Source organism: Achromobacter sp. B7 (genome assembly GCF_003600685.1).
GTDB lineage: Bacteria > Pseudomonadota > Gammaproteobacteria > Burkholderiales > Burkholderiaceae_B > Achromobacter > Achromobacter spanius_B.
On record NZ_CP032084.1, the window covers coordinates 4866307 to 4889360 of the forward strand.

20 protein-coding genes are annotated in these 23054 nt (G+C 67.1%); 8 read left to right on the forward strand and 12 right to left on the reverse strand.

Annotation, left to right across the window (positions count from 1 at the left end; translation table 11 throughout):
* Window positions 1-89 precede the first annotated feature (89 nt).
* The 4 genes from DVB37_RS22075 to DVB37_RS22090 all read left to right on the forward strand — a co-directional run bounded on the left by DVB37_RS22075 (window position 90) and on the right by DVB37_RS22090 (window position 5287).
* The gene (locus DVB37_RS22075; RefSeq protein WP_120156776.1) at window positions 90-518 is read left to right on the forward strand and encodes a DUF2946 family protein; all 429 of its coding nucleotides are present in this window, start codon (window positions 90-92) and stop codon (window positions 516-518) included.
* Between the two features lie 266 nt (window positions 519-784).
* Window positions 785-2986, forward strand: a complete 2202-nt coding sequence (locus DVB37_RS22080; protein ID WP_120156777.1) for a TonB-dependent siderophore receptor — start codon at window positions 785-787, stop codon at window positions 2984-2986.
* A gap of 25 nt (window positions 2987-3011) precedes the next feature.
* Complete coding sequence (locus tag DVB37_RS22085) at window positions 3012-4544, forward strand: PepSY-associated TM helix domain-containing protein (protein WP_120156778.1); 1533 nt, start codon at window positions 3012-3014, stop codon at window positions 4542-4544.
* 137 nt (window positions 4545-4681) lie between these two features.
* Window positions 4682-5287: a phosphatase PAP2 family protein gene (locus DVB37_RS22090; protein WP_120156779.1), complete on the forward strand. Its 606-nt coding sequence runs from the start codon at window positions 4682-4684 to the stop codon at window positions 5285-5287.
* A gap of 74 nt (window positions 5288-5361) precedes the next feature.
* Here the strand turns inward: DVB37_RS22090 and DVB37_RS22095 are convergent, their stop codons facing one another.
* The 3 genes from DVB37_RS22095 to DVB37_RS22105 all read right to left on the reverse strand — a co-directional run bounded on the left by DVB37_RS22095 (window position 5362) and on the right by DVB37_RS22105 (window position 8632).
* Entirely contained in the window at window positions 5362-6345 is a 984-nt protein-coding gene (locus DVB37_RS22095) for a tripartite tricarboxylate transporter substrate binding protein (protein ID WP_120156780.1), read from the reverse strand.
* 128 nt (window positions 6346-6473) lie between these two features.
* The gene (locus DVB37_RS22100; RefSeq protein WP_046805188.1) at window positions 6474-7559 is read right to left on the reverse strand and encodes a tartrate dehydrogenase; all 1086 of its coding nucleotides are present in this window, start codon (window positions 7557-7559) and stop codon (window positions 6474-6476) included.
* Between the two features lie 131 nt (window positions 7560-7690).
* Window positions 7691-8632: a DUF3829 domain-containing protein gene (locus tag DVB37_RS22105; protein ID WP_240433956.1), complete on the reverse strand. Its 942-nt coding sequence runs from the start codon at window positions 8630-8632 to the stop codon at window positions 7691-7693.
* Between the two features lie 276 nt (window positions 8633-8908).
* Here DVB37_RS22105 and DVB37_RS22110 point away from each other — a divergent pair, with 276 nt between their 5' ends.
* Window positions 8909-10357 carry an AlkA N-terminal domain-containing protein gene (locus tag DVB37_RS22110; RefSeq protein WP_120156782.1) on the forward strand — a complete coding sequence of 483 codons (1449 nt, stop codon included), beginning with the start codon at window positions 8909-8911 and terminating at the stop codon, window positions 10355-10357.
* Between the two features lie 171 nt (window positions 10358-10528).
* On the opposite strand, the gene DVB37_RS22120 is transcribed toward DVB37_RS22110, so the two are convergent.
* The 9 genes from DVB37_RS22120 to DVB37_RS22160 all read right to left on the reverse strand — a co-directional run bounded on the left by DVB37_RS22120 (window position 10529) and on the right by DVB37_RS22160 (window position 20537).
* A complete protein-coding gene (locus tag DVB37_RS22120; protein WP_046805185.1) occupies window positions 10529-11434 on the reverse strand; it encodes a LysR family transcriptional regulator in 906 nt (301 codons plus the stop codon).
* A gap of 18 nt (window positions 11435-11452) precedes the next feature.
* Window positions 11453-11935 (reverse strand): YajQ family cyclic di-GMP-binding protein, encoded by a 483-nt coding sequence (locus tag DVB37_RS22125; protein WP_046805184.1) that lies wholly within the window; start codon window positions 11933-11935, stop codon window positions 11453-11455.
* Window positions 11936-12220: 285 nt separating this feature from the next.
* Window positions 12221-13003: a heme ABC transporter ATP-binding protein gene (locus tag DVB37_RS22130; protein WP_240434172.1), complete on the reverse strand. Its 783-nt coding sequence runs from the start codon at window positions 13001-13003 to the stop codon at window positions 12221-12223.
* Between the two features lie 257 nt (window positions 13004-13260).
* Entirely contained in the window at window positions 13261-14259 is a 999-nt protein-coding gene (locus DVB37_RS22135; protein ID WP_162941268.1) for an iron ABC transporter permease, read from the reverse strand.
* A complete protein-coding gene (locus DVB37_RS22140) occupies window positions 14243-15058 on the reverse strand; it encodes a hemin ABC transporter substrate-binding protein (RefSeq protein WP_120156784.1) in 816 nt (271 codons plus the stop codon). Before DVB37_RS22140 ends, DVB37_RS22135 begins: the two co-directional genes overlap by 17 nt.
* Window positions 15059-15175: 117 nt before the next feature.
* The gene (locus DVB37_RS22145) at window positions 15176-16222 is read right to left on the reverse strand and encodes a hemin-degrading factor (RefSeq protein WP_120156785.1); all 1047 of its coding nucleotides are present in this window, start codon (window positions 16220-16222) and stop codon (window positions 15176-15178) included.
* A 74-nt stretch (window positions 16223-16296) separates the two neighbouring features.
* A complete protein-coding gene (locus DVB37_RS22150) occupies window positions 16297-18945 on the reverse strand; it encodes a TonB-dependent hemoglobin/transferrin/lactoferrin family receptor (protein ID WP_120156786.1) in 2649 nt (882 codons plus the stop codon).
* Window positions 18946-19056: 111 nt separating this feature from the next.
* Entirely contained in the window at window positions 19057-20049 is a 993-nt protein-coding gene (locus tag DVB37_RS22155) for a FecR domain-containing protein (protein WP_120156787.1), read from the reverse strand.
* Entirely contained in the window at window positions 20028-20537 is a 510-nt protein-coding gene (locus DVB37_RS22160) for a sigma-70 family RNA polymerase sigma factor (protein ID WP_046805178.1), read from the reverse strand. Before DVB37_RS22160 ends, DVB37_RS22155 begins: the two co-directional genes overlap by 22 nt.
* Before the next feature lie 156 nt (window positions 20538-20693).
* Between DVB37_RS22160 and DVB37_RS22165 the strand changes: the two genes are divergently transcribed.
* From DVB37_RS22165 to DVB37_RS22175, 3 genes are all read left to right on the forward strand, one after another.
* A complete protein-coding gene (locus DVB37_RS22165; protein ID WP_046805177.1) occupies window positions 20694-21161 on the forward strand; it encodes a CopD family protein in 468 nt (155 codons plus the stop codon).
* 140 nt (window positions 21162-21301) lie between these two features.
* The gene (locus DVB37_RS22170) at window positions 21302-22174 is read left to right on the forward strand and encodes a hypothetical protein (RefSeq protein WP_120156788.1); all 873 of its coding nucleotides are present in this window, start codon (window positions 21302-21304) and stop codon (window positions 22172-22174) included.
* 125 nt (window positions 22175-22299) lie between these two features.
* Window positions 22300-22989, forward strand: coding sequence for a YafY family protein (locus DVB37_RS22175; RefSeq protein WP_046805246.1), 690 nt, complete (start codon window positions 22300-22302; stop codon window positions 22987-22989).
* The last annotated feature ends 65 nt before the right edge of the window (window positions 22990-23054 follow it).

Consider the following 23054-nt stretch of genomic DNA (forward strand, 5'->3'; position numbering starts at 1 on the left):
GCCGCAGGCAAAGCGCCGGAGCAAAGCGCGTTGAGATTCTTTTGATTTTGCGCGCGCATCGGAAAACTGCTCCGATATAATCCGGCTCCATGTGCTTCGCTACTTTCCTGACCCGCCCCACCGTGTGGATCGCGCTTGCCGCGATCCTGTGGGCGTCGTTGGCGCCGTCGCTAGCCCATGCCCTGAGCCTGTCTCCCGACGGCCATCACATCCATCGCATCCAGGTCGATGTCTGCGCCGCTGGCGCGGATGACAGCGCCACGATGACGCTGGACGTCGTGCACGATGGCCCGCACGACGCCTCGCAAGACGGTCATGCCGGCGACGGCCATGGTGACAACCACCATTGTCCGCTGTGCCGTAACCCCCATGCCGACGTCGGCATCCTGCCCACGCCCGTGCCGGTGCTGCCCGTTCCCGTGCGCCGCGCCACGACCTACCCGCCGCTGTTCTTCCTGGCGGCAAACCCCCTTCATGCCTGGAGCGCGGTTCAGCCGCGCGCACCGCCCGCCAACTAAGCTGGCGCTGAGTCAACCGCCCACACGTTCGCGGCTTCCTTGGTGGTCCCTTCTTGGCCCCTTGGTGTCCCGTCGTGGCCCCTCGTGGCCCGCTGTGTGCGCAGCACGACCTATCGCCCAGCTTGCCGTCTTTAGCCGACCCACCGTCTTCGCGCCTTGATGCGCGAGGCATGGCGACGTCGTCATCCAGACCTTGAGCCTTCCCCGCGCACCGCCTGCATTCCGGCGGCGTGCCGGACGCGCTCGCCCGTTTGCAGGCATGCTTCATGAAACACACTTCTCTGTACACCTTGCTGCTGGGCGTCATGGCCAGCGCTCCCGCCCTGTCCCTGGCCGCCGAACCCGCCGTCACGACCCTGGCGCCCACCACCATTTACGGCGCCGGCCATGTTGAGCCGGCGCCCAACGGCCCCATCGACCTGGACATCAAGGACAGCACCGGCAGCCGCCTGGGGCTGACCCTGCGCGAAACGCCGGCCAGCGTCACCGTCATCACGCGCGAGCAGATCGAAGCGCGTGGCTCGCTCAACACGCAGGACATCGCGCGCGGCATTCCGGGCGTGGACAACGCCTCGCCCCCCGGCAATGCCGGCGCGGTCAGCTATCGCGGCTTCGCCGGTGGCCAGGTATCGCAATTGTTCAACGGCATCTCGGTGCAGTACGACGCCATTGCCGGGCGCCCGGTGGACAGCTGGATCTACGATCGCGTCGAAGCCATCGGCGGCCCGTCCACGTTTCTGTTCGGCGCGGGCGCGGTCGGCGGCGCCATCAACGTTGTCACCAAGCTGCCCGAACGCGACACCTTCTACGACAGCCAATTCCGCCTGGGCTCGTTCGACAGCCGCCAATATTCCATCGGCCTGAACCAGCAATTGGCGGGTGACGCCGGCGGCCAGGGCCACTACCTGCGTATCGACGCCAACACCGGCTCCAGCCACGGTTGGGTGGACGGCAACCATAGCCGCGCCACGCAAGTGGCGGCATCGCTGCTGTCGGACCTGGGCGCGGACCTGACCCAGACCTTCGCCTTTGAATACCAGCGCGAACAGGTCGACCGCCCCTACTGGGGCACGCCGCTAAAAACCAACGCCAACGGCGTGGTGCAAGGCGAAGGCCAGATCATGGATGGCACGCGTTTCAAGAACTACAACGTCAACGACGGCCTGTACGAGCAATCCATTCTGTGGGCGCGGTCGATCACCGAATGGCGCGCGGGCTCGAACCTGACGCTGAAGAACACGCTGTACCACTATCGTGCTGAACGCGATTTTCGTAACCTGGAAAGCTATCGCTTCAATGCCGGCAACAGCCTGGTGCTGCGCTCGGGCGCGTTGCTGCAACGGCACGAGCAGACGCTGACCGGCAACCGCATCGAAGGGCTGTACCGCTCGACGCTTGCCGGGCTGCCCAGCGACTGGTCGTTTGGCGCCGACATCAGCCAGAACAAGGTCACGCGCTTTCCAACCAGCATCAACGGCCAGGTCGACGCCGTGGACCCGTACGACTTTTCGCCTGGCGACTTCTACGATATTCCCGGCATGACGCGCGGCCACAAGCCCGATCGCGAGAACCGCATCCGCACCTTTGCCCTGACGGTGGAAAACCGCACGCAGGTGCTGCCCGGCGTGGCCATTGTGTCGGCGCTGCGCAAGGACTTTATCGACCTGGACCTGACCAACCGCCGCGCGGTGACCGCCACGTCGCCCGCCAGCGCGCAGCGCAGCTATTCGCCCTTGACCGGGCGCTTGGGCGTGAACTGGGAAGTCAGCCCCGAAGCCGCGTTGTACGCGCAGTACGCGACGGCGGCGGACCCCCCTTCCGGCTTGCTGGCCACCGCATCCTTCGCCGACGTGCTGAACAACGACAAGCTCACCACCGGCACGCAGGCCGAAGTGGGCGGCAAGTTCAACTTCTGGGACGGGCGCGGCGCGGCCACCGTGGCGGTCTACGAGATCAAGCGCAAGAACATGGCCACGTCCGACCCCGACAACCCCGGCGTCAGCGTGCCGGTGGGCGCGCAGTCCGCGCGCGGCGTGGAACTGGCGGGCGGCCTGCAACTGACGCCCAAGCTGTCCCTGCAAGGCAACGTGGCCTTTGTCGACCCGCGTTACGACGACTTCTCGCAATCCGTGGGTGGCGTGCCGGTATCGCGCAATGGCAACGTGCCGACCAACACGCCACGCCGGTTGGCCAACGTATGGATCGATTACGCCTTCGTGCCCGACTGGAATGCCAGCGTCGCCGCGCGCTACGTGGGCCGTTCCTACGCGGACGCGGCCAACACCGTGTGGGCGCCGTCCTACACCGTGTTCGATGCGGCCCTGTCGCACCGGATCAACCGCAACGTGAACGCCACCGTGCGCGTGCGTAACCTGACCGACAAGGTCTACGCCGCCAACGCCAGCCCGACCATGTTCTACCTGGGCGCGCCGCGTTCGGTGGAACTGACGCTGCAAATGCGGTTCTGACGAACGCGCGACCAAGGGGGATGCCATGAGCACCACATCCAGCCGCGCGCCCGCGCGCCACGCCGGGCCGCCACTGTCCACGCGCGCCAAGCGTTGGCTGTACCTGATCCATCGCTGGGCCGGCATTGTGCTGTGCCTGTTCTTCGCCATGTGGTTTATTTCCGGCGTGGTGATGATGTACGTGGGCTACCCCAAGCTGACGCCGCACGAGCGGCTGACGCATCTGGCGCCGCTGGACGCGGCCACGCTTGCCGTCACGCCCGCCCAGGCGCTGGCGGCGGCCGGGGCAAGCGATTCCATCGGCCTGAGCCTGGCCGCCACGCGCGCCGGCGCGCCGGTCTATCTGGTGCCCGGCGCGCCGCGCAAGCCGCCCAAGGTGGTGGATGCGGCCACCGGCGCCCTGCTGCCGCCCGCCGATGCGTCGGTGGCGAAGGCATCGGCGCAGGCATGGTTCGGCGGGCAGTACGCCGCGCGCCATCAGGAAACCGTGGACGAAGACGTCTACACGCATTCGGGTTCGCTGGACGTGCACCGTCCGCTGCATCGGGTGGACATGGACGACCCGGCGCGCACGCGCTTGTACGTGTCGTCGGCCACGGGCGCGGTGGTGCTGGACGCCACGCGCAACGAGCGCGCCTGGAACTACGCGGGCGCGTGGATCCACTGGCTGTATCCGCTGCGCGGCAACGTGCTGGACCGCTGGTGGCATGACGTGGTGGTGTGGCTGTCGGTGGCGGGTGTGCTGGTGGCGCTGACGGGCACGGTGGTGGGCATCCTGCGCTGGCGCTTTTCGCGCCCGTACGCCACGGGCAGCCGTTCGCCCTACCGCGAACGCATGATGCGATGGCATCACATCAGCGGGCTGCTGTTTGCCGCCATCACCATCACATGGATCTTCAGCGGCCTGATGTCGATGAACCCGTGGAAGTTGTTTACCAGCACGGCCGCGCCGCTGGCGCACAGCGCGTACGCCGGCCCCGCCGCCGAGACGCCGCTGGCCTCGCCGCGTGAACTGATTGCCGCGCTGCCTGCCGCCCCGCGCGAACTGACCTGGACGCGCGCCGCCGGCCAGGACGTGGCGTTGGCCCGCAGCAGCGTCGGCGCGCCGCGCGTGCTGTCGGCCACGGCCGCCACGCCCACCGCGTTTGCCGAAGCAGACTTGCGCGAGTCGGCCGCGCGCCTGCTGCCCGACGCGGCGATACGCGAGGTTCAGGTTCTGCACGACTACGATTTCTACTACTACGCGCGAGACGCGCACGCGATGCTGGGCCACGTCGAAAAGCCGCTGCCGATGTGGCGCGTCGTCTACGACAACCCGCAGGCGACCTGGGTGTATCTGGACCCGGCCACCAGCCAGATCGTGGGCCGGCAAGACCGCAGCAATCGCGTCAGCCGCTGGCTGTTCGCCTTCTTGCATAGCTGGGACTGGACCGGCCTGTTGTCGCGCCGGCCGGTGTGGGACGTGCTGCTGATTGTGTTGAGCCTGGGCGGCGCGGCGTTGAGCCTGACCGGCGTGGTAATCGGTTGGCGGCGCTTGGGCAAGAAGCTGAAAGGATGAGGTTTGGCCGAATCAGGCTGCGGCCGGCCTCGCGTGTCCAGAAGTAAAACCCAGCACGGCGCCGCACTTTGTAAGCGGACTGACGGGAAACCCCATTACCATCGCGGCTATTGTTTATTACGCTGCGATGACGTGTCATGGATTTCCTGGACAGCCTGAACCATTCCCTGTTTCTTTCGATCAACGCCGACCCGGCTTCGCCCGCCTGGCGCATCCACGCCGCCATGCTGATCGCCAACCGGCTGATCCTGCTGGTGCCCGGCGCGCTGGCCGCGCTGTGGTTGTGGGGCGGGCAGCCGCAACGCAGCCTGGCGCTGAAGGTGCTGGCCAGCATCGGCGCCGCGCTGTTCATCAGCTATCTGTGCGGGGCGCTGTGGCCGCAGCCGCGTCCGTTCGTGCTGGGGCTGGGCCATGCGTTCTTTCCGCACAAGGCGACCTCTTCCTTCCCCAGCAACCACACCATCATCATTGCCACCTTTGCGTTCGCGCTGATCCTGGACCGGCGCTGGACGGCCTGGGGCTGGCTTGCGTTGCTGGGCGCCGCCGTCGTCGGTACGGCGCGCGTCTATCTGGGCGTGCATTTCCCCTTGGACATCGCGGGCGGCCTGGTGCTGGCGCCCATCGCCGCGGCGATTACCGCGGCGGTGTGGAATCGCGTCGGCGCACCGCTGACGCTGGCCACGCAAGGCATTTACCGCAAACTGCTGGCCTTGCCGATTGCACGCGGCTGGTTCCGCGCGTAGACGGTCGGCGGATCAACCCGGCGCAGCGCGCTTGCGGGGTCCGCTTCCCCTGGCGCCCGCGCAAGGCGGATCGCTCAGTTGATCGCAACGTTCGCGTCTTTGACCAGCTTGGCGTAGTTGGTGGTGTCCGCGCCGATACGGGCGCGCATCTGCTCGGGCGTATCGCCGATCGGCACCGCCCCGATCTCGGCCATCCGGCGCGAGAAGTCGGGCGAATGGATGATCTTCACCATCTCGGCGTTCAGCCGCGTCACCACCTCGGCGGGCGCGGCGGCCGGCGCCAACACGCCAAACCACGTCCCCATGTTGAAGGGCTTGATGCCCGCCTCTTGCATCGTCGGCACATTGGGCAACGCGGCCGAACGCTGATCGGTGGTGACGGCCAGCGCGCGCAGCTTGCCGCTTTGGATGTGCGCCAGCACGGGCGTGATGGTGTCGAACGACATATCGATCTGGCCGCCCAGCAAATCGGTGGTCAACGGCCCGCTGCCCTTGTACGGCACGTGCAGCAGCTTGACGTGGCCCTGCTGCTCGAACTGCGCACCGATCAGGTGTTGCCCCGTGCCCATGCCGTTGGACCCATACGTCAGCTTGCCCGGCGCAGCCTGCGCCAGCTTGAGCAGGCCTTGCACGGTGGTGGCGTCCAGCTTGGGGTTGACGACCAGCACGTTGGGCACCAGCGCCACCGTCGTCACCGGCGCGAAGTCCTTCTGAAAGTCGTAGTGCAGGCTCTTGTAGACGCTGGTGGCGATGGTGTGATGCACCGCGCCCATCAGCAGCGTGTAGCCGTCGGGCGCTGCCTTGGCCACGTAGTCGGCGCCCAGCGTCGAGCCCGCGCCCGGCTTGTTTTCCACCACCACCGGCTGGCCCAGGCTCTTGGACAGTTCCTGCCCCAAGGCCCGCGCCAACACGTCGGTGGTGCCGCCCGCCGGAAACGGCACCACCAGGCTGATCGGCCGGGCCGGATACGTCTGCGCCATGGCGGCCCCGCCCATCAAGGGCTGGCCCATCGCGCAGGCGAGCGCCAACGCGCGCACGCGGAATCGTTGCTTGAACATGCTTGTCTCCTTGGAATACGAATGGACTTCGCTTCTTGTTGTATTGCCGGCCACCGCGTGAAGCTTGCTGCCTCGGGGTCTTGCGCCCTGTCGCGGTGTCCGGGTATCGCCGCGGGCGGCGCGTGCCGCTACGCCGCCTTGACCTGCCTGCCCTGCGCCAGCTGCGCGCAGACGGCCTCGGTAACGTCATCGGTACGCGCCTGCCCGCCCAGGTCGCGAGTATGCAGCGCCGGGGTGGCCGTGACGCGTTCGATGGCTTGCATCAAACGCGCCGCCGCGTCCGTCTCGCCCAGGTGTTCCAGCAGCATGACCACCGACCAGAACGTGCCCACCGGGTTGGCCAGGCCTTGCCCCATGATGTCGAAGGCCGAACCGTGGATGGGTTCGAACATGGAGGGGTAGCGGCGTTCCGGGTCGATGTTGCCGGTGGGCGCGATGCCCAGGCTGCCGGCCAGCGCGGCGGCCAGGTCGCTGAGGATGTCGGCGTGCAGGTTGGTGGCCACGATGGTGTCCAGCGACGCGGGCCGGTTGACCATGCGCGCGGTGGCGGCGTCGACCAGTTCCTTGTCCCACGTGACGTCGGGAAATTCGCGGCTGACTTGCAGCGCGATCTCGTCCCACATGACCATGGCGTGGCGCTGCGCGTTGGATTTGGTGATGACGGTCAACAGCTTGCGCGGGCGCGATTGCGCCAGCTTGAAGGCAAAGCGCAGGATGCGTTCAACGCCGGCCCGCGTCATGATGGACACGTCGGTAGCGGCCTCGATCGGATGGCCCTGATGCACGCGGCCCCCCACGCCGGAATATTCGCCTTCGGAATTTTCGCGCACGATGACCCAGTTCAGTTGCTCGGGCGTGCAGCGCTTTAGCGGCGCGTCGATGCCGGGCAGGATGCGCGTGGGACGCACGTTGGCGTACTGGTCAAAGCCCTGGCAGATCTTCAGGCGCAGGCCCCACAGGGTGATGTGGTCGGCAATGTCGGGGTCACCGGCCGAGCCGAACAGGATGGCGTCCTTGTCGCGCAAGGCGTCCAGGCCATCGGCGGGCATCATCACGCCGTGCTGGCGGTAATAGTCGCCGCCCCAATCGAAGTTCTGAAATTCGAATTGCAGGCCGCCTTCGCCGGCAATGGCCTGCATGACGCGCTGGCCGGCCGGAATCACTTCCTTGCCGATGCCGTCGCCGGGGATGGTTGCGATGCGGTAGGTCTTCATAAGCCGACAGGCTCCTTGCGGGTAAGGGTCTGTCGGCAATGTACCGAGCGCTGCGCGCCGTGCGCGCAGCGCCGTTCACAACATCTTCAACCTGAAGTTGAAGATGGCGCGGCGGTGATCCGCAGCGATGATCAGCAGCGGTTGACGTTCAGGTTGTTGATCAGGTTGTTGAACGTCTGGCGCAGGCTGTAGGCGTCGTCCACGATGGTGGGGCGCATCATCTTGAAGGCGCCGGTGCGTTCGGCGTCCTGCTTGTAGCGGCCGCTGTCCGTGTTTTCCAGCACCTTGCGGCCGGCGGCCAGGAAGGCGTTGGCCTGCATCATCGTGCTGGCGCAGCCCTTGGGATCGGCCTCGCGGGTCTTCTTGTCAAAGCCCAGCGTCATCTCGTTCAGCTTGTCCAGCTGCTGCTTGAACGCGTCCTTCTTGTCGCCCAGGCCGGTACCTTCGAAAATGCCGGTGGCCTGGTCCAGCGTGGACTTGCCGTAATAGACCATGCCCGCGCGGTAGTAGGCCACGGTGTCCTTCTTGGCCTTCTCGAACGCTTCCTTGGTGTTGGCCGTGTCCTTCACGGAAATGCCATGGTAGAAGGCGCTTTCGGCCTTGGCCACTTCGGTCAGCGCGGCCACGTAGGCCGGGCTTTTCTCGCGTGCCAGCGCGCCGTTGTCCGACAGGAAGGTCTTGGCGGCAGCGTAGTTTTGCAGCTCGGTGGACAGCGGGGCCAGCTTGCCCAGCGCGTCGGCAAAGTTCTTGGCGGGCGCGTCGATCTCGGGGATGGCCGGCTTCATGGCCAGGGCCTTTTCCAGCTTTTCCTTGGTGCGCAGCACCATGATGTCGTTGCCGATGACGTAGTCCTTCACGGGCTTCTTGTCGGCCATCTTGGGCACCATGTACTTGTTGTACTGGTCCAGCGTTTCATCAAACGACTGGCTGATGCTGTTGGCCGCGTCAACGTACTGGTTGTACTTGACGATCTCGGCCTGGGCGGTGCTGGCTTCAGCGGCTTTTGCTTGCGGCTTGGCGTTGTCGTCACCGCACGCGGCGAGCATCAACGTGGCGGCCAAAATAGCGGACATGCACAAGGGGCGCGACATAAAAATCTGTTCTCCGAAAAAGGGAACGCATCATATGCCGCCGTGTTGCTTAACACGCTACAAAGTCATTCAGAGCTGTCACAAGGGTTTGCAAAGCGCGACGACTTCTTTACATGCGCGCTCATGCCCGCGCTTTTGGCCAAGCGCAGGCGTGCCGCGCGGTGGATGTGCCGGCGGTTTTCGGACAGCAATATCATCGGCACAACACTGTCCGAAAACCGCTAGATGCCCGCCTGCCGGCGGCGCTAGCATGGCGGCATGAACCTGGATCACGACGCCTGCTACCGCGCCATCAGCGTGCGCGACGCCCGTTACGACGGGCGCTTCTTCACAGCGGTGAAGACCACGCGCATTTATTGCCGCCCGGTGTGCCCGGCGCGCACGCCGCTATCTCGCAACGTCACGTTTTTTGGCAGTGCCGCCGCCGCGCAAGAAGCGGGGTTTCACCCTTGCCTGCGCTGCCGCCCGGAAACCGCGCCCGACCTTGGCCCCCCGCGTGAACTACCGGACAGCGTGGCGCGCGCGCTGGCGCTGATCGAGGCGGGCGCCTTGGACGATGCCGGCGTGGACGCGATGGCCGCCAGGCTGGGCGTGGGCGACCGGCAACTACGCCGGCTGTTTCGCCAGCATCTGGGTGCGTCGGCGGTGGCCGTGGCGCAAACCCGGCGTGTGCTGCTGGCCAAGCAACTGATCCACGAAACCCAGCTGCCCATGGCCGACATTGCCTTCGCTTCCGGCTTTGGCAGCATTCGCCGCTTTAACGAAACCTTCCTGGCGCTGTTCGGGCGCGCGCCCGGCGCGCTGCGGCGTTCGGCCCGGCCCGATGTGCCCTACGCCGCGCAAGGCGAAATCAAGCTGTTGCTGCGCTACCGGCCGCCTTACGACTGGGCGGCCATGCTGGATTTTCTGCGGATGCGGGCCATACCCGGCATGGAGCGCGTGGATGGCGATGGCTATGCGCGCACGGTCAGCGTGGATGGCATGCAGGGCACGATCAGCGTGCGGCCGGGCACGGGCAACGCGTTGCAGGCCACGGTGCGCGTGGCGCGCGTGAATGCCTTGCCGACGATCATTGCGCGGATCCGGCGGCTGTTCGACCTGGGCAGCGACCCCGTTGCGCTGGCGGCGCAGTTCGCGCATGACCCGGTGATGGCGGCGTTGATCGCGGCGCGCCCTGGCTTGCGCGTGCCGGGCGCCTGGGACGGTTTTGAATTGGCGATGCGCGCGGTGCTGGGCCAGCAGATCACCGTGTCGGCGGCTATCCGGCTGGCGGGCAAGCTGGTGGCCGCGCATGGCGCATGGCTGACGCAGCCCGAGGACGGCCTGACCCACTGTTTTCCCGAGCCGCCTGCGTTGGCCCACGCGGAGCTTGCCGGTCTGGGCATGCCGCGCAGCCGCGCGGCCACGCTGTCGGCGGTGGCGGCTGCGGCGGTGGCGGACCCACGTTTGTTCGATCCGGGCAGCAGTCTGGAAGACGCGGTCAAGCGGCTGCGCGCAATACGCGGCATCGGAGAGTGGACGGCGCAGTACATTGCGTTGCGCCAGTTGCGCGAACCGGATGCGTTTCCCAGCGCGGACATCGGCTTGATCCGTGCGTTGGAGAAATTGGAAGCGCGGCCCTACACGCCCGCGCAGTTGCTGGCGCGGTCCGACTCATGGCGGCCATGGCGCGCGTATGCCGCGCAGCATCTGTGGTCGGCGGGTTGAGCGCGGCGGATTGAGGACGGGGCGGCCTGCTGTCTGGTGTCTGCTGTCTGCTGTCTGCTGCCGGCTGTCTGCTGCGTGCTGCGTGCTGTCTGCTGCGTGCTGCGTGCTGTCGGTCCAGTCTGCCGCTTGCCACTCACCTGGCGGCTTCTGCGCAGGGCCGCGCATCCTTCCCTACCAGGCTGCCTGTTTATCGCGCTGAAAATAGCCCACCAAAAAATCCACGAAGACGCGGACCTTGGCGGACAGGTGGTGGCGTTCGGGGAACACGGCGTAGATGTCGGCTTGCGGCAGCGCGTAGTCTTCCAGCACGTGCACCAGCCGGCCGCTGCGCAGGTAGCGCGCCAGATCCCATTCGGCGCGCTGCAAGATGCCCAGGCCGGCAAGCCCCCAGGTCAGCGTGACTTCCCCATCGTTGCTGCTTAACGTGCCCCGCACCTTCACGGTTTCGCTGCGCCGGCCCTTGGTGAAGCGCCACAGGCTGTAGGCGTCTTCGTTCTGGCGCAGCACGATGCACTGGTGCCGCGTCAGGTCGTGCGGGGTCAGCGGCACGCCATGCGCTTTCAGGTAAGCCGGCGATGCGCACACCAGCCGGCGGTTGGGCGCGATCTTGCGGGCGATCAAGCGCGTGTCGGGCAGGTCGCCAAAGCGCACCGCCACGTCGAACGCATCCTGCACGAAGTCGGCGGGGCTGTCGGTCAGCTGCAATTGCAACATCACGTCGGGATACTGCCTGGAAAATTCCGCGATGGCCGGCGCGATGTAGCTGCGGCCAAAACCCAGCGGCGCGTTGACTTTCAAACGGCCGCGCGGGGTGTCCTGGCGGCTGGCGATCAGCGCGTCCAGGTCTTCGATGTCGCCCAGGATGCGGCGGGCGCTTTCCAGGTAGACCTCGCCTTCGGCGGTCAGGCTCAGGCGCCGCGTGCTGCGGTTGAACAGGCGCACGCCCAGCCGCGCTTCGATCTGCGCCAGCCGTTTGCTGACAGCAGCCGGCGTCACATCCAGTTGGCGGGCAGCCGCCGACATGCCGCCGGCACGGGCCAGCTCAACCACCAATTGCAGTTCGCTGGAATGCCCCATGGCGGCGGGCCGGGGCGCTTAGTCGCGGAAGTTTTCGAACTGCAAGGGCAGGTCGACGTCGGTCTTTTTCAACAGTGCGATGGCCGATTGCAGGTCGTCGCGCTTTTTACCGGTGATACGCAGCTTGTCCCCGTTGATCTGCGATTCCACCTTGAGCTTGGCGTTCTTGATGGCGGCGATCAGCTTCTTGGCCACGGGCTGTTCGATACCCTGCTTGATGGTGACCTTCTGGCGGGCGCCGCCCAGGTTTTCCAGCGGGTCGGCCACGTCCAGGCAGCGCACGTCGATGCCACGCGCCGACAGGCGGCCGCGCAAGATGTCGAGCATTTGCTTGAGCTGGAACGCGCTGGAGGCCACCTGGGTGACGACAAAGCCTTCCAGTTCGAACTTGGCGTCGCTACCCTTGAAGTCGAAGCGGGTGGACAGTTCGCGGTTGGCCTGATCGATGGCGTTGGTGAGTTCGTGTTTGTCGACTTCGGAGACGACGTCAAAAGTAGGCATGACACGGGTCCTGTTGGATGATGAAAAATAGGGATGAACGTCAGAGCCGCCTGCGTCAGGCGGCGCTTTGGTTAACGCTGGGTATGACTGCCGCGCACGACTGCCGCGTGCGACTGCCGCGTGCGACGGCCGCTTACCACTGCCGCTTACCACTGCCGCGTACGACGGCCGCTTATCACTGCTGTCTACGCCCGCAGTGTATGACGCGGTGTACCTCGGCCGCCATTTTACCGGCCCCGCGCCGCCGCGCGCCACCGCACCGAACGGCGCGCGCCGCCCTGCCCGCTACCTCGTCAGGACCAGCAGTCGGTCAGGCTGCAACGGGTGGGCGATCACCTGGGCGTCGATGCCGTAGGCCAGGTGCAGGTTGGCCGCCGTCAACACCTGGGCGGGGGTGCCTTGCGCGATGGCACGGCCGGCGTTAAGCAGCAACAGGCGGTCGCACCAGCGCGCGGCCAGATTCATGTCGTGCAGAATCACCAGGACGCCTGTATTGCCCTCATGCGCCAGTTCCCAGGCGCGGCGCAGCAGGTCGCCCTGGTGCTTCGGGTCCAGGCTGGCGGTGGGTTCGTCCAGCAACAGGTAACGCGATTCGCCGGGTGCGCGGGCGGCGTGGCACTGCACCAGCACACGCGCGAATTGCACGCGCTGCTGTTCACCGCCCGACAGTTCCGGATAGCGGCGGCCGGCCAGATGCGCCACATCGGCAAGGCCCAGCGCGTGGGCCACCAGCGCATCGACCTGTGCAGGCGCCAGTTCAGCGAACGGGTAGGCGCCCATTGCCACCACCTCACGCACGCCCAGGTCGAAGGTCAGGCCGGGCTTTTGCGGCAGCACCGCGCGGCGTCGCGACTGCTGGCGCAGCGCCATGCCGGCAAGCGGCGCGCCGTCCAGCGTTATCTGGCCGACATCGGCCGATAGCTCGGCCGCCAGCGCACCCAGCAAGGTGGATTTGCCCGCGCCGTTGGCACCCAGCAAGCCCACGACCTCGCCGGGGCGCACCTCCAGTGACACGTCGGTCAGGATGCGCGCACCGCCGCGAGACAAGCTCAGCGTGTGGGCGGCCAGGGCTTGTCCGCCCGCGGCGTGCCCGGCCGTGCGGGGGACGGGTTGCGTCTGTGCAGCCTTCGTCTGTGCAGCCTGCGTCTGTGCAGCCTGCGCCTTTGCAGCCCGCGCCTTTGCAGCCTGCGCCTGTGTGGTCTGCATCGGTTCCGCCTGCGTCTGTGCGAGCGGCGTCTGTGCAGCCTGCGCCTGTGCGAGCGGCGCCTGGGCGAGTGGCGTCGGCGTGGCCTGCGCCTGTCCGACCAGAACCTGCGTGCGCGATGTCATGCCAGCCTCCGGCCGCGCGCCAGCAGCCACAGGAAGAACGGGCCGCCGACCAGGCCCGTGACCAGGCCGATCGGCAGTTCGGCCGGCACGACGACGGTGCGCGCCATCCAGTCGGCCAGCACCAGGGCCAGGCCACCGGCCAGCACGGTGGCCGGCAGCAGCCAGCGGTGATTGGCGCCCAGCGTCATGCGCACCAGATGCGGCACCACCAGCCCGACGAAGACGATGGTGCCGGTAGCCGCCACCAGCGGACCGACGATCAGCGCGCTGGCCAGCACCAGTTGCGCGCGCACCCGCTTGAGCGCGTAGCCCAGATGCTGGGCCTCGCGCTCGCCCAGCAGCAAGGCGTTCATCACGCGCCACTGGCAAATCAACCACGCGCTCATCAGCAGCACCCACGGCGCCAGGAAGGCCAGCACGTGCCAGTTGGCGCCGCCCAGGCTGCCCATGTTCCAGAAGGTCAAGTCGCGCAGCTGCGCGTCGGTGGCCACAAAGGTGAACAGGCCGATCACACTGAACGACATCGCCGTGATGGCCACGCCGGCCAGCAGCAGGCCCGCCACGCCGGGCACGCGCCGGCCAACGGCATACGCGCACATCGTCGCCAGCAGGCTGCCCACGAAGGCGGACGGCGCGGTGACCCAGAACCCGCCCGAGGTCAGCACGATGGCGGCAACGGCGCCTAGCGCGCCGCCCGCCGAAATACCGATCAGGCCCGGTTCCGCCAAGGGGTTGCGAAACAAGGCCTGCATGGCCGCACCCGCTATCGCCAGCCCCGCCCCCGTCACCACCGCGAACAGCACGCGCGGCAAGCGGATGTCGATCAGCACATTGCGCCACAGGGCATTCTCGGGCGTGGGCGTGCCCCACAGCAGCGCGGGCAATTCGCGTAGCGGGATCGTCACGGCCCCGTGCGCCGTCGCGCCCAGCACGGCCAGCAGCAAGGCCAGGGCCAGCAGCGCCAAGGCCGTCGGCGCGCTAACGCGCCATGACATCGGCCACCTCTTGTTTAAGCTGGGTCAGCGCCAGCGGCAGGCGTGGCCCCATGCCCAGGATCAGCAGGTCGTCCATGACCACCACGCGACGCTTGGCGGCCGCCGGCGAGCCGGCAACGCCCGGCTGCGCCAGGAACTTGTCCATGCCGCCGGTGGCCTCCAGCGACGCTTGCGTCACCACGATGAGGTCAGGCGCCAACGCGCCGATGGCCTCGGCCGACAGGGGCTTGTAGCCCTGCTGGTCATGCAGCACATTGGTCAGGCCGGCCAGCTGCATGACTTCATTGGCAGCGGTGTCGCGGCCCGCGCCCTGCGGCGTGCCCGTGCGGTTCATCAGCAACAGCGCGCGCGCCCGCGTGGGGGCAATGGCCTGGGCACGCGCGAGTTCCTGCGTGACCTTGTCCACCATGCGTTCGCCGGCCGGCGCCACGCCCAGCGCGTCGGCCACGGCGCGGATGCGCGCCTTCAGTGAATCCACCGAGGGCGCATCCGGCACCGTAACGACGCGCACCCCCACGCCCGCCAGACGCTTGAGCGCGTCGGGCGGCCCGGCCTGTTCCGAGGCCAGCACCAGGTCGGGTTTGAGCGACAGCACGCCTTCCACCGGCACGGCGCGGTAATAGCCCACGCGCGGCAGGCGCGTGGCGGCTTCGGGGTACAGGCTGGACAGGTCGTCCCCCACCAGCCGGTCGCCCTCGCCCAGGCCATAGACGATTTCGGTGACGCTGCCGCCCAGGCTTATCACGCGGCTGGGTTCAGCGGCGTGCACGCCGGCCGCTGCGCCGCAGCCCAATGCCATCGCCACCGCCACCGCCTTTGCCAATGCCTTTGCTTTTGCCAATGCCTTTGCTTTTGCCAATGCCCTTGCCATTGCCTTTGGCATGGCGATTGCCGACCATTTTTTCATCGCACGTCCTCAGACTGCCAGCGGCGCATCGCACAGGCCAACCAGCAACTCGCGCCAGCCGGCCAGCTCCGGCTTGCCGGGCTTGCGTTCACCGAAGAACTGCACGATCAGGTCGCCCGTGTCGGCATAGACCTCCAGCGACGTGACCCACCCATCGGAGGTCGGCTTGTTCACCACCCATGCCGAGGCGATGGCGGTGGTGTCCAGGTGCAGGTTGAACTTCGGGTCCAGCACGTTGTACCAAGGGCCCGTGCGGCGCAATTCCCGCACCGGGCCGGTATGGATCTGGATCATGCCGCGGTTGCCCACAAAGCACATGATGGGCAGCGCCGACTCCGCCGCCGACTGCAACATGCGTTCCACGGATTCGGCCGGCACGGGCTGCGCCAGGTCTTCACCCACCGCCGCCAACGCCGCCAGCCGCGTCACCTTGTACTTGCGCAGCAAGGGGAAGAATTCGTGCGTGTCCTGCATGGCCAGCCAGGCTTGCCGGAAGGCGGCCGGGTCGTCGACCTGAGCGGCGTCGGTGGCGGGCGCATAGGCTTGCGTGTCGGGCCATTGCGCCTGGCCCGCGAACTTGGCGACCAGCGCGTCATAGGCGGCGACGTTGGTGGCGTCGGTGCGATACACCTTGTGCACCGCCACGCCAGCGCCGTCGAAGAATTGCAGGCTGTGGCGGCCATCCTGCTGAACGGCCCAGGCCGATTTCCAGGCGGTAAAGAACACGCGCAAGTCGATGTCGGGCCCCAACACCAGACCCACCGGGCCGTCGGCCTGAATGTCCCGATATTCGCCGTGGCGTTCGTGCACGCACCAGTCGTTGCGCGTCAATGCCATCACTTCGCCCAGCGTGCCCAGTTCGCGAAAGATCTCTTGCGGCGAACCATGCAGCGCGGCGGATTGAACGCCGCCACAGCCGGCGGCAATCCATTCGGCCTCGGACACATTCAGCGCCTGTGCCAGATTGCGCGCGCGCAGCTTCGGTTGCGTGGCGGACAGGGCTTCGTTGCGGGCGCGCAGTTCGTTGGCGCGGGTCGTGAAATCTTGATTCGTCATCGTAGGCCTCCAGCCCAAGGGTTCCGTTTAGCGCCGCCGCCCGGCGGATGCCCGGTGGCGACGCGTGATCAATATCAATACTGGTACGTCAGGGACACGCGCACGCTGCGTCCGGGTTCGGTGTACCAGTCCACCGTGCGCGGCAAGGCCAGCGACCCGGCGGTCGGCACGTTGATGGCTTCCCAGTACTTCTTGTCGAACAGGTTGAACACGCCAGCCTGCACCTGCAATCCCTTCACGGCGGTGGGCCGCCAGTAACCCATCAAGTCCACCACACCATAGCCCGGCGCCTGGAAGTCGGCGTTGGGGGTGGTGGCCGATGCCTCGGGGTATTCGACCTTGTCGCGCTTGAGCGCGGTAGTCAGCATGGCGTCCACGCCCCATACGTCGCCTCCGTAGCCCACACCCAGAATGGCCTTTAACGGCGCGACGGAGTTCAGGTACTGGCCCGTGCCTTCGTCCTTGCCCACGGCCCAGGCCAGCGAGCCCCAGGTGCGCCAGCCCGGCGAAAACTTCCAGTGCGCGCTGGCTTCGGCGCCATAGATGCGCACCTTGCCCCGGTTGACGTTGCCGGTCACGCCCAGCGGATACTGCCCTGCCCAACCGGTTTGCCATTGCGGCGAGCTGGCGTCCAGCGGCTGATTGGTATCGATGAAGTTCTGATAACGATTATCAAAGAACGATACCGCACCGCCCAGGTCGTCGGAACCGATCTTGGCGCCCAGTTCCCAGCCCTTGCTGGTTTCGGGTTTCAGGTACGGATTGCCCACGCGCAAGTAGGTGCCGGGGCCGCCGTAGTTGGTATAGAGCTGGCTGGCGCTGGGCGCCTTGAAGCCGTAGGCGTACTGCGCGTACAGGCTCAGGTCGTCCCCGGCCTTCCATGTGCCCAGCAGCTTGGGCGAGAAGCGGCTGCCGCTGTTGGACGGCGGCAGCGCGGCCGCGTTCGGGTTGCTGGCGTAGCTGTCGGTGGATTGCGGCTTTTGTTCGTAGTGGTCGTAGCGCAGGGCCGGCATGACGGTGTAGCGGCCGTCGGCAAAGCTGAATTCGTCCTGCACCCACAGCGCCCATTGGTTGCCCTTGGACTGCGGCACGTCGGCCTGGTTGGTGTGCAGCATGTCGCACGAACGCGGGCCGAACGGCGCGGGCAGCCCGGGGCGTATGGCCGGGCAATTGTCGTAGCCGCTGGAATTCTGCTCGGTCTTGTTGCCGTACCACTCGCCGCCCAGGGTCCATAGCTGCGACACGGACGTGCCGGCCAGCCGCTTGGTCAATTCGCCGTTCACGCCAAAGAGCGTCTGCTGGATGGAATTGCTGCGCCCGTATGGGCCGCTGGGAAAGCCGTAACGGAACGGGTCGCCCGGGATGATGCGCGCGCGGGAATCCACGCTGCGCATGCCGTCCAGCGAATTGTCCAGCCGCACGCGCTGCCAGTAGACGACGGCGGTGGCCGAATCGATCAGGCCACCGGCGCCGGGCGCCTGGTACGAATAGTCGAACGACACGCGCTCGCGCTCGGTCTCTTTCTTTGTGCTGTTCTCGCCGTACAGATAGCTGGTGCCCGCCCCCTGTTCGAACATGTTGTCGATGTCGGCCTTGCGCTTGAAGGTTTCGCCGGTCAGGCCGAAGCGGTGGCCGCCTTCGACGCGTTGTTGCAGCTTCAAAAGGAAGCTGCGCTGGTCGTAGTCTTCAGGGCTCGGTTCGCTGCGCTTGGGGCCGTAGCCGCCCACGTCGCCCCGGTTGTCCAAGGCATGGCCGTTGCGCACGCCGGCCTGCACCAGCCAGAACGTGTTGCTGTGGATCTGGCCGGCCAGCGCGGCGTTGGCGCCCCAGCTGGAATCGGCGGAGTCGTAGTCGGTCTTGGCCAGTGCGCCAAAGGTCTTGCCGTCCGTCAACAGGTCGGAGGGGTCCAGCGTGCGCAGGTCGGCAATGCCCGAGATGGCGCCGGAGCCGCCCGCGCTGGCGTCCGCGCCGCGCACGATGTCCAGGCGCGACAGGCTGTTGAAGTCCACCGCTTCCAGCCCGCCCTTCACGCCGCGCGCACCGTCGTCCAGCCAGGGCAGCCGGATGCCGTCCACGCGGGTCAGCACGCGGTCTTGATCCAGGCCGCGAATGTTGATGCTGTTGTTGGACCGGTTAAAGCTCACGCCCGGTTCGGCGCGTTTGCCCAGGTCGCTCCAGTTTTTGATTTGCAGCTCGTCCATGCGCTTGCGGTCGGTGCTGGTTTCCCAGGCGGGCGTGGCGACCGCGCCCTCGCCTTCTACCTTGACGGGCGCCAGCTGTGTGATGCCGGGCATGGCCGCTTGCAGCACGAACACGTTGCGGCTGCGTTCCTGTACGGCCAGGCCGCTGCCGTCCAGCAGGCGCGCAAAGCCGTCCGCCACGGTGTAGGTCCCCGTCAGCCCGGGCGTGCGGCGTTGTCCCACCAGCGCGGCATCGAACAGCACCGTCACACCCGCGCTGTCGGCAAAGCGCGGCAGCGCGTCGGCCAGCGTGCCGGCGGCGATGCGATAGGCGCGTGCATCGCGTGCGGCGGCGGCCGTGGGCGCGCTGGCCGACGCGGCAAGACCCTGCGCGGCGGCCTGGGGCGGCAGCGCGGCGGCAGCGGCGGCCAGCGCCAGCGCGGCGCGCACGGCGTGGCGCAGGCGCGTCTGTCGCATCTGGCGCGGCGGCGCGGCCGCTAAGGTTCGGGAGCCGCTTGCGCGGCCGGCGGGAAGATAAGCCATGGTCGTCCTTTCGATCCAACGGGTATCGGCATTCGTTTGCCTATACAGACCATGACCCGCGTGATCGGCGAACCGGACAGCGCATCCGCGGGTAATTTGTAACGGCGGCGATCATGCCGCCGAATCGCGCGGCCCGATGGTCACCCAATAGGGCGTGCGGTAGCGCACTTGCACCGGCAAGGTAGCGGGCAAGGCGGCCAGCACGGCGTCGGTATCGGCCAGTTGGAACGCGCCGGAGATGCGCAAATGGGCCACGTCCGGGTCGCAGCGCAACACGCCCTGCCGATAGCGGCCCAGCTCGCGCGCGAAGGCGTCCAGGCGCATCTGGCCGGCATGCAGCACGCCGCGGGTCCAGTCGCCGGCATGCGGATCGGCGGGCGCGGGGCCAAGCGCGCCGGTCGGGGTCAGGGTGCCCTGCTGGCCCGCTGCGATATCGACCATGCGGCCGGCCCGGCCCACACGTACCCGGCCTTCCTGCACGCTGATCTGGCATTGCACGCCATCCTGGCGGACGCAAAAGCGCGACGGCTGCGCTTCGATATCGCCCAGCGCCGTGCGCACGACGAACGGGCGCGCGCCGGGCTGCGCATCGGCCACCGCGTGCACGGCCATTTCACCCGCTCGCAATCTCACCAAGCGGGTGGAGGCATCGAAAGCCACGTCCACCGCGCTGGCCGTATTCAGTTGCAGCGTGGACCCATCGGCCAGCGTGATGTCGCGCCGCTGCCCCGCGCCGCTGCGGTAGTCGGCCGTCCAGTCCAGCGGGTCGGCGCGCCATGCGGCCCAACCCACCGGGCCAGCCACGATCAACGCCACCAGCGTTTTCAGTGCCGCGCGGCGCGGCTTGAGCTCGGGTCGATTCAGGGTGGCCATGCCCAACGCGGACGGGATCAGGCCAAAACGTTCGTTGACGCGCTGTGCGCGCTGCCAGGCGTGTTCGTGTTCCGCCTTGCTGGCGCGCCATTGATCGCAGGCGCGCACGTCGGCGTCGGTGGCGCGGCCCGAGCCCAGGCGCAGCAGCCAGCGCGCGGCCTCGCGCGCCACCTGGCGTTCGACGGCGGGCAGCTCGCCGCCCGCGCTGTTCAACTGACCGCCATGATGCATTGCTCGAACCCCCGGGCGATATAGCGGTGCACCGATCGCAGCGACACATTCAGGCGCTGCGCGATGTCGGCATGGCTAAGTTCTTCCAGCTGCGCCATCAGAAAAGCCTGCCGCGCGCGCAGCGGCAGGCCGGCCAGCATTTCGTCGATGTCTTGCAGGGTTTCCAGGATGATCAGGCGCTGTTCGGCCGGCGGCGCCAGCCGTTCGGGCATCAACGCCAGCGCTTCCAGGTAGGCGGCTTCGATGCAACGGCGCCGATGGTGATTCAGCATCAGGCGCTTGGCGATGGTCGTCAGATACGCACGCGGTTCACGCAGCGCGTCCAGTTCGTGGCGGTGGCGCAGCACGCGGACAAACGTGTCCTGCGCCAGGTCGGCCGCGTCGAAGGCGTTGCCCAGCTTCGCGCGCAGCCAATTTTGCAGCCACCCATGGTGGCTGCGGTACAAGCATTGGACGGTGTCGCCAGAGGCGAGCACGGGGTTAGGCACGAGGGGCTCCCAGAAAGCTAAATTACAAATACAAATCAATCTCATTCTAATTGCAAAGACTGCGTTTCCGTCAAGTAGGGTGAAACGCGGGCGGGGAGATATCATCGGCACACATCTGCCGCGCCCCGCGGCCGCATAACGACTCGGGCTGACTCCATGTTCTATAGCGTCTTGACATTCATCCACGTGATGGCCGTGATCCTGTGGGTAGGCGGCATGTTGTTCGCACACTGTTTTCTGCGGCCGGCGGCCGCGAAGTGGGAACCCAACGCGCGCCTGCCGCTGATGGCCTCGGTGCTGGGACCGTTCCTGAATACCGTGCTGGTGGCCATCGTGTTGATCTTGCTGACCGGGATGTCGATGATCGGGCAGGCGGCCAGCCAGGCCGCCCAGACCGGCGGCAAGTTCTTCATGCCGCTGAACTGGACGCTGATGGCAACCGGTGGCCTGGTGATGATGGCCATCTTCGGCCACATCCGCTTTGTGCTGTACAAGCGGCTGGCCGGCGCCGTGGCCGCGTCCGACTGGCCGCGCGGCGGCCAGGCCATGGCCGCCATCCGCCGCTGGGTGGGCGTGAACCTGGTGCTGGGCATCGTTGTGGTGGGCACCGCTTTCCTGGCTTGATAAGCGGGCAACTCGAACCTATCGAAACGACCGCGCCCGCTATCGGGATTCTTTCGCTTGGTGCAATACCCCGTACATCACCGAGGGCCACACTGCCGGAAGACTCTCGCGGGTCACGTCAACAACGATAGGGAAACCCCATGATCAAACGTGCATTGCACCTGGCCGCCGCCGGCCTGTTCGCCACCTCGCTGGCCGCCGCCTTTTCCGCGCATGCCGCCGACACCATCGACAACAGCGCGCTGGACAAGCCGGAATTTCGCGACCACAAGGCCACCTACGGCGTGGTCTACCGCCTGCCGCAAGCGGTCAACGCCGTGCTGGACGCCAAGGTCAATGGCGTGCTCAAGCAAGATCTGCTGGCGCTGGGCCTGAAGACCGAGGCCGACACGCCCAACCTGCCGCACGTGACGGTTGTGCACATCCATAGTGCCGACCCGGCCACCCCGGCCCGCATGCTCAAAGCCTTGCCCAAGCCGCCCGCGCCGCTGGCCGTGACGTTGAAAACGTTCTACCCGACCGAAGCCGCCAAAGGCGCCGGGCATCCGTGGTGGCTGGACCTGGGCGTGGTCAAAAGCGGCCAGGGTTTTGAAGACATGATGCGCTACAACACCGTGGCCACCGCCGCCCTGGCCCCGCTGCGCGACGGCCCGCTGCCGCGCGTGACCGGCCCCGTCTACGCCAAGATGAGCGAGGCCGGCCGCGAGCTGGTCAAGACGCTGGGCGTCAGCGGCGTCAACAGCATGCAGGACGGCAAGGAAGTGCGCGCTCACAACCCGCACACCACGCTGGTCTACAGCATGGCGCGCTACGACACCCGTCTGCAAGACGCCATGAAGCAGGAATCGGACAAGTTCAACGCCGTGCTGCCCGACGGCATCGCCACCACGTTCAAGGACGTGTCGATCGTGGAAATCGGCTTCGCCGGCAACGTGGTGCGCGAGATCTATCGCGTCAGCCTGGAAGACGGTTCGGTCATCGACGTAGCCACCGGCAAGAAGATCGGCAACTGATCGCCGGCTGATCCCGCGCGGGCGGGCGCGGACCGGCGCCGACCGGTGCGGGCGGCGCGGGCAACATGCGCCCGCCGCTGCCATTTCATGGCAGCATTACGCCGTTACCGCCACGCGCCCTTTTCATGTCCCGCACCGAACGCCTTCTGGACCTGCTTCAGACCCTGCGCCGCCACCGCCTGCCGGTCAGCGGCCAACGCCTGGCCAGCGAAATGGGCATCAGCCTGCGCACGCTGTATCGCGACATTGCCACGCTGCAATGCCAGGGCGCGGAAATTGAAGGCGAGCCCGGCGTGGGCTATGTGCTGCGGCCCGGCTTCATGCTGCCGCCGCTGATGTTCAGCACCGAAGAAATCGAAGCACTGGTGCTGGGCACGCGCTGGGTGGCGGGCCGATCCGACGAACGGCTGGTCTTGGCGGCGCGCAACGCGCTGGCCAAGATCGGCGCCGTGCTGCCGCAGGAACTGCGTGACGAACTCGATGCCATTCCGCTCTTGGTCGGCCCCAGCGCCGCTACGGTGGTCGACCGGGTCGACGTGGCGCTGATCCGTCAGGCGATACGCGCCGAACACCGGCTGCACATCACCTATCGCGACGACAAGGGCCTGGATTCCGCGCGGGTGATCTGGCCATTCGCGCTGGGGTTTTTCGATAGCGTGCGCATCGTCATGGCCTGGTGCGAACTGCGCCAGGACTTCCGCCATTTCCGCACCGACCGCATCGCCACGCTGACCCCGGGCGAACGCTATCCGCGTCGTCGCCACGTCCTGTTGAAAGAGTGGCGCGCAATTGCGCACGGGTCACAAGACTGCTGATGCACACTACTGCCAAAATCTGACAGTACCCCTGCCTACCATGAGCGCATCAACCCCAAGGAGCG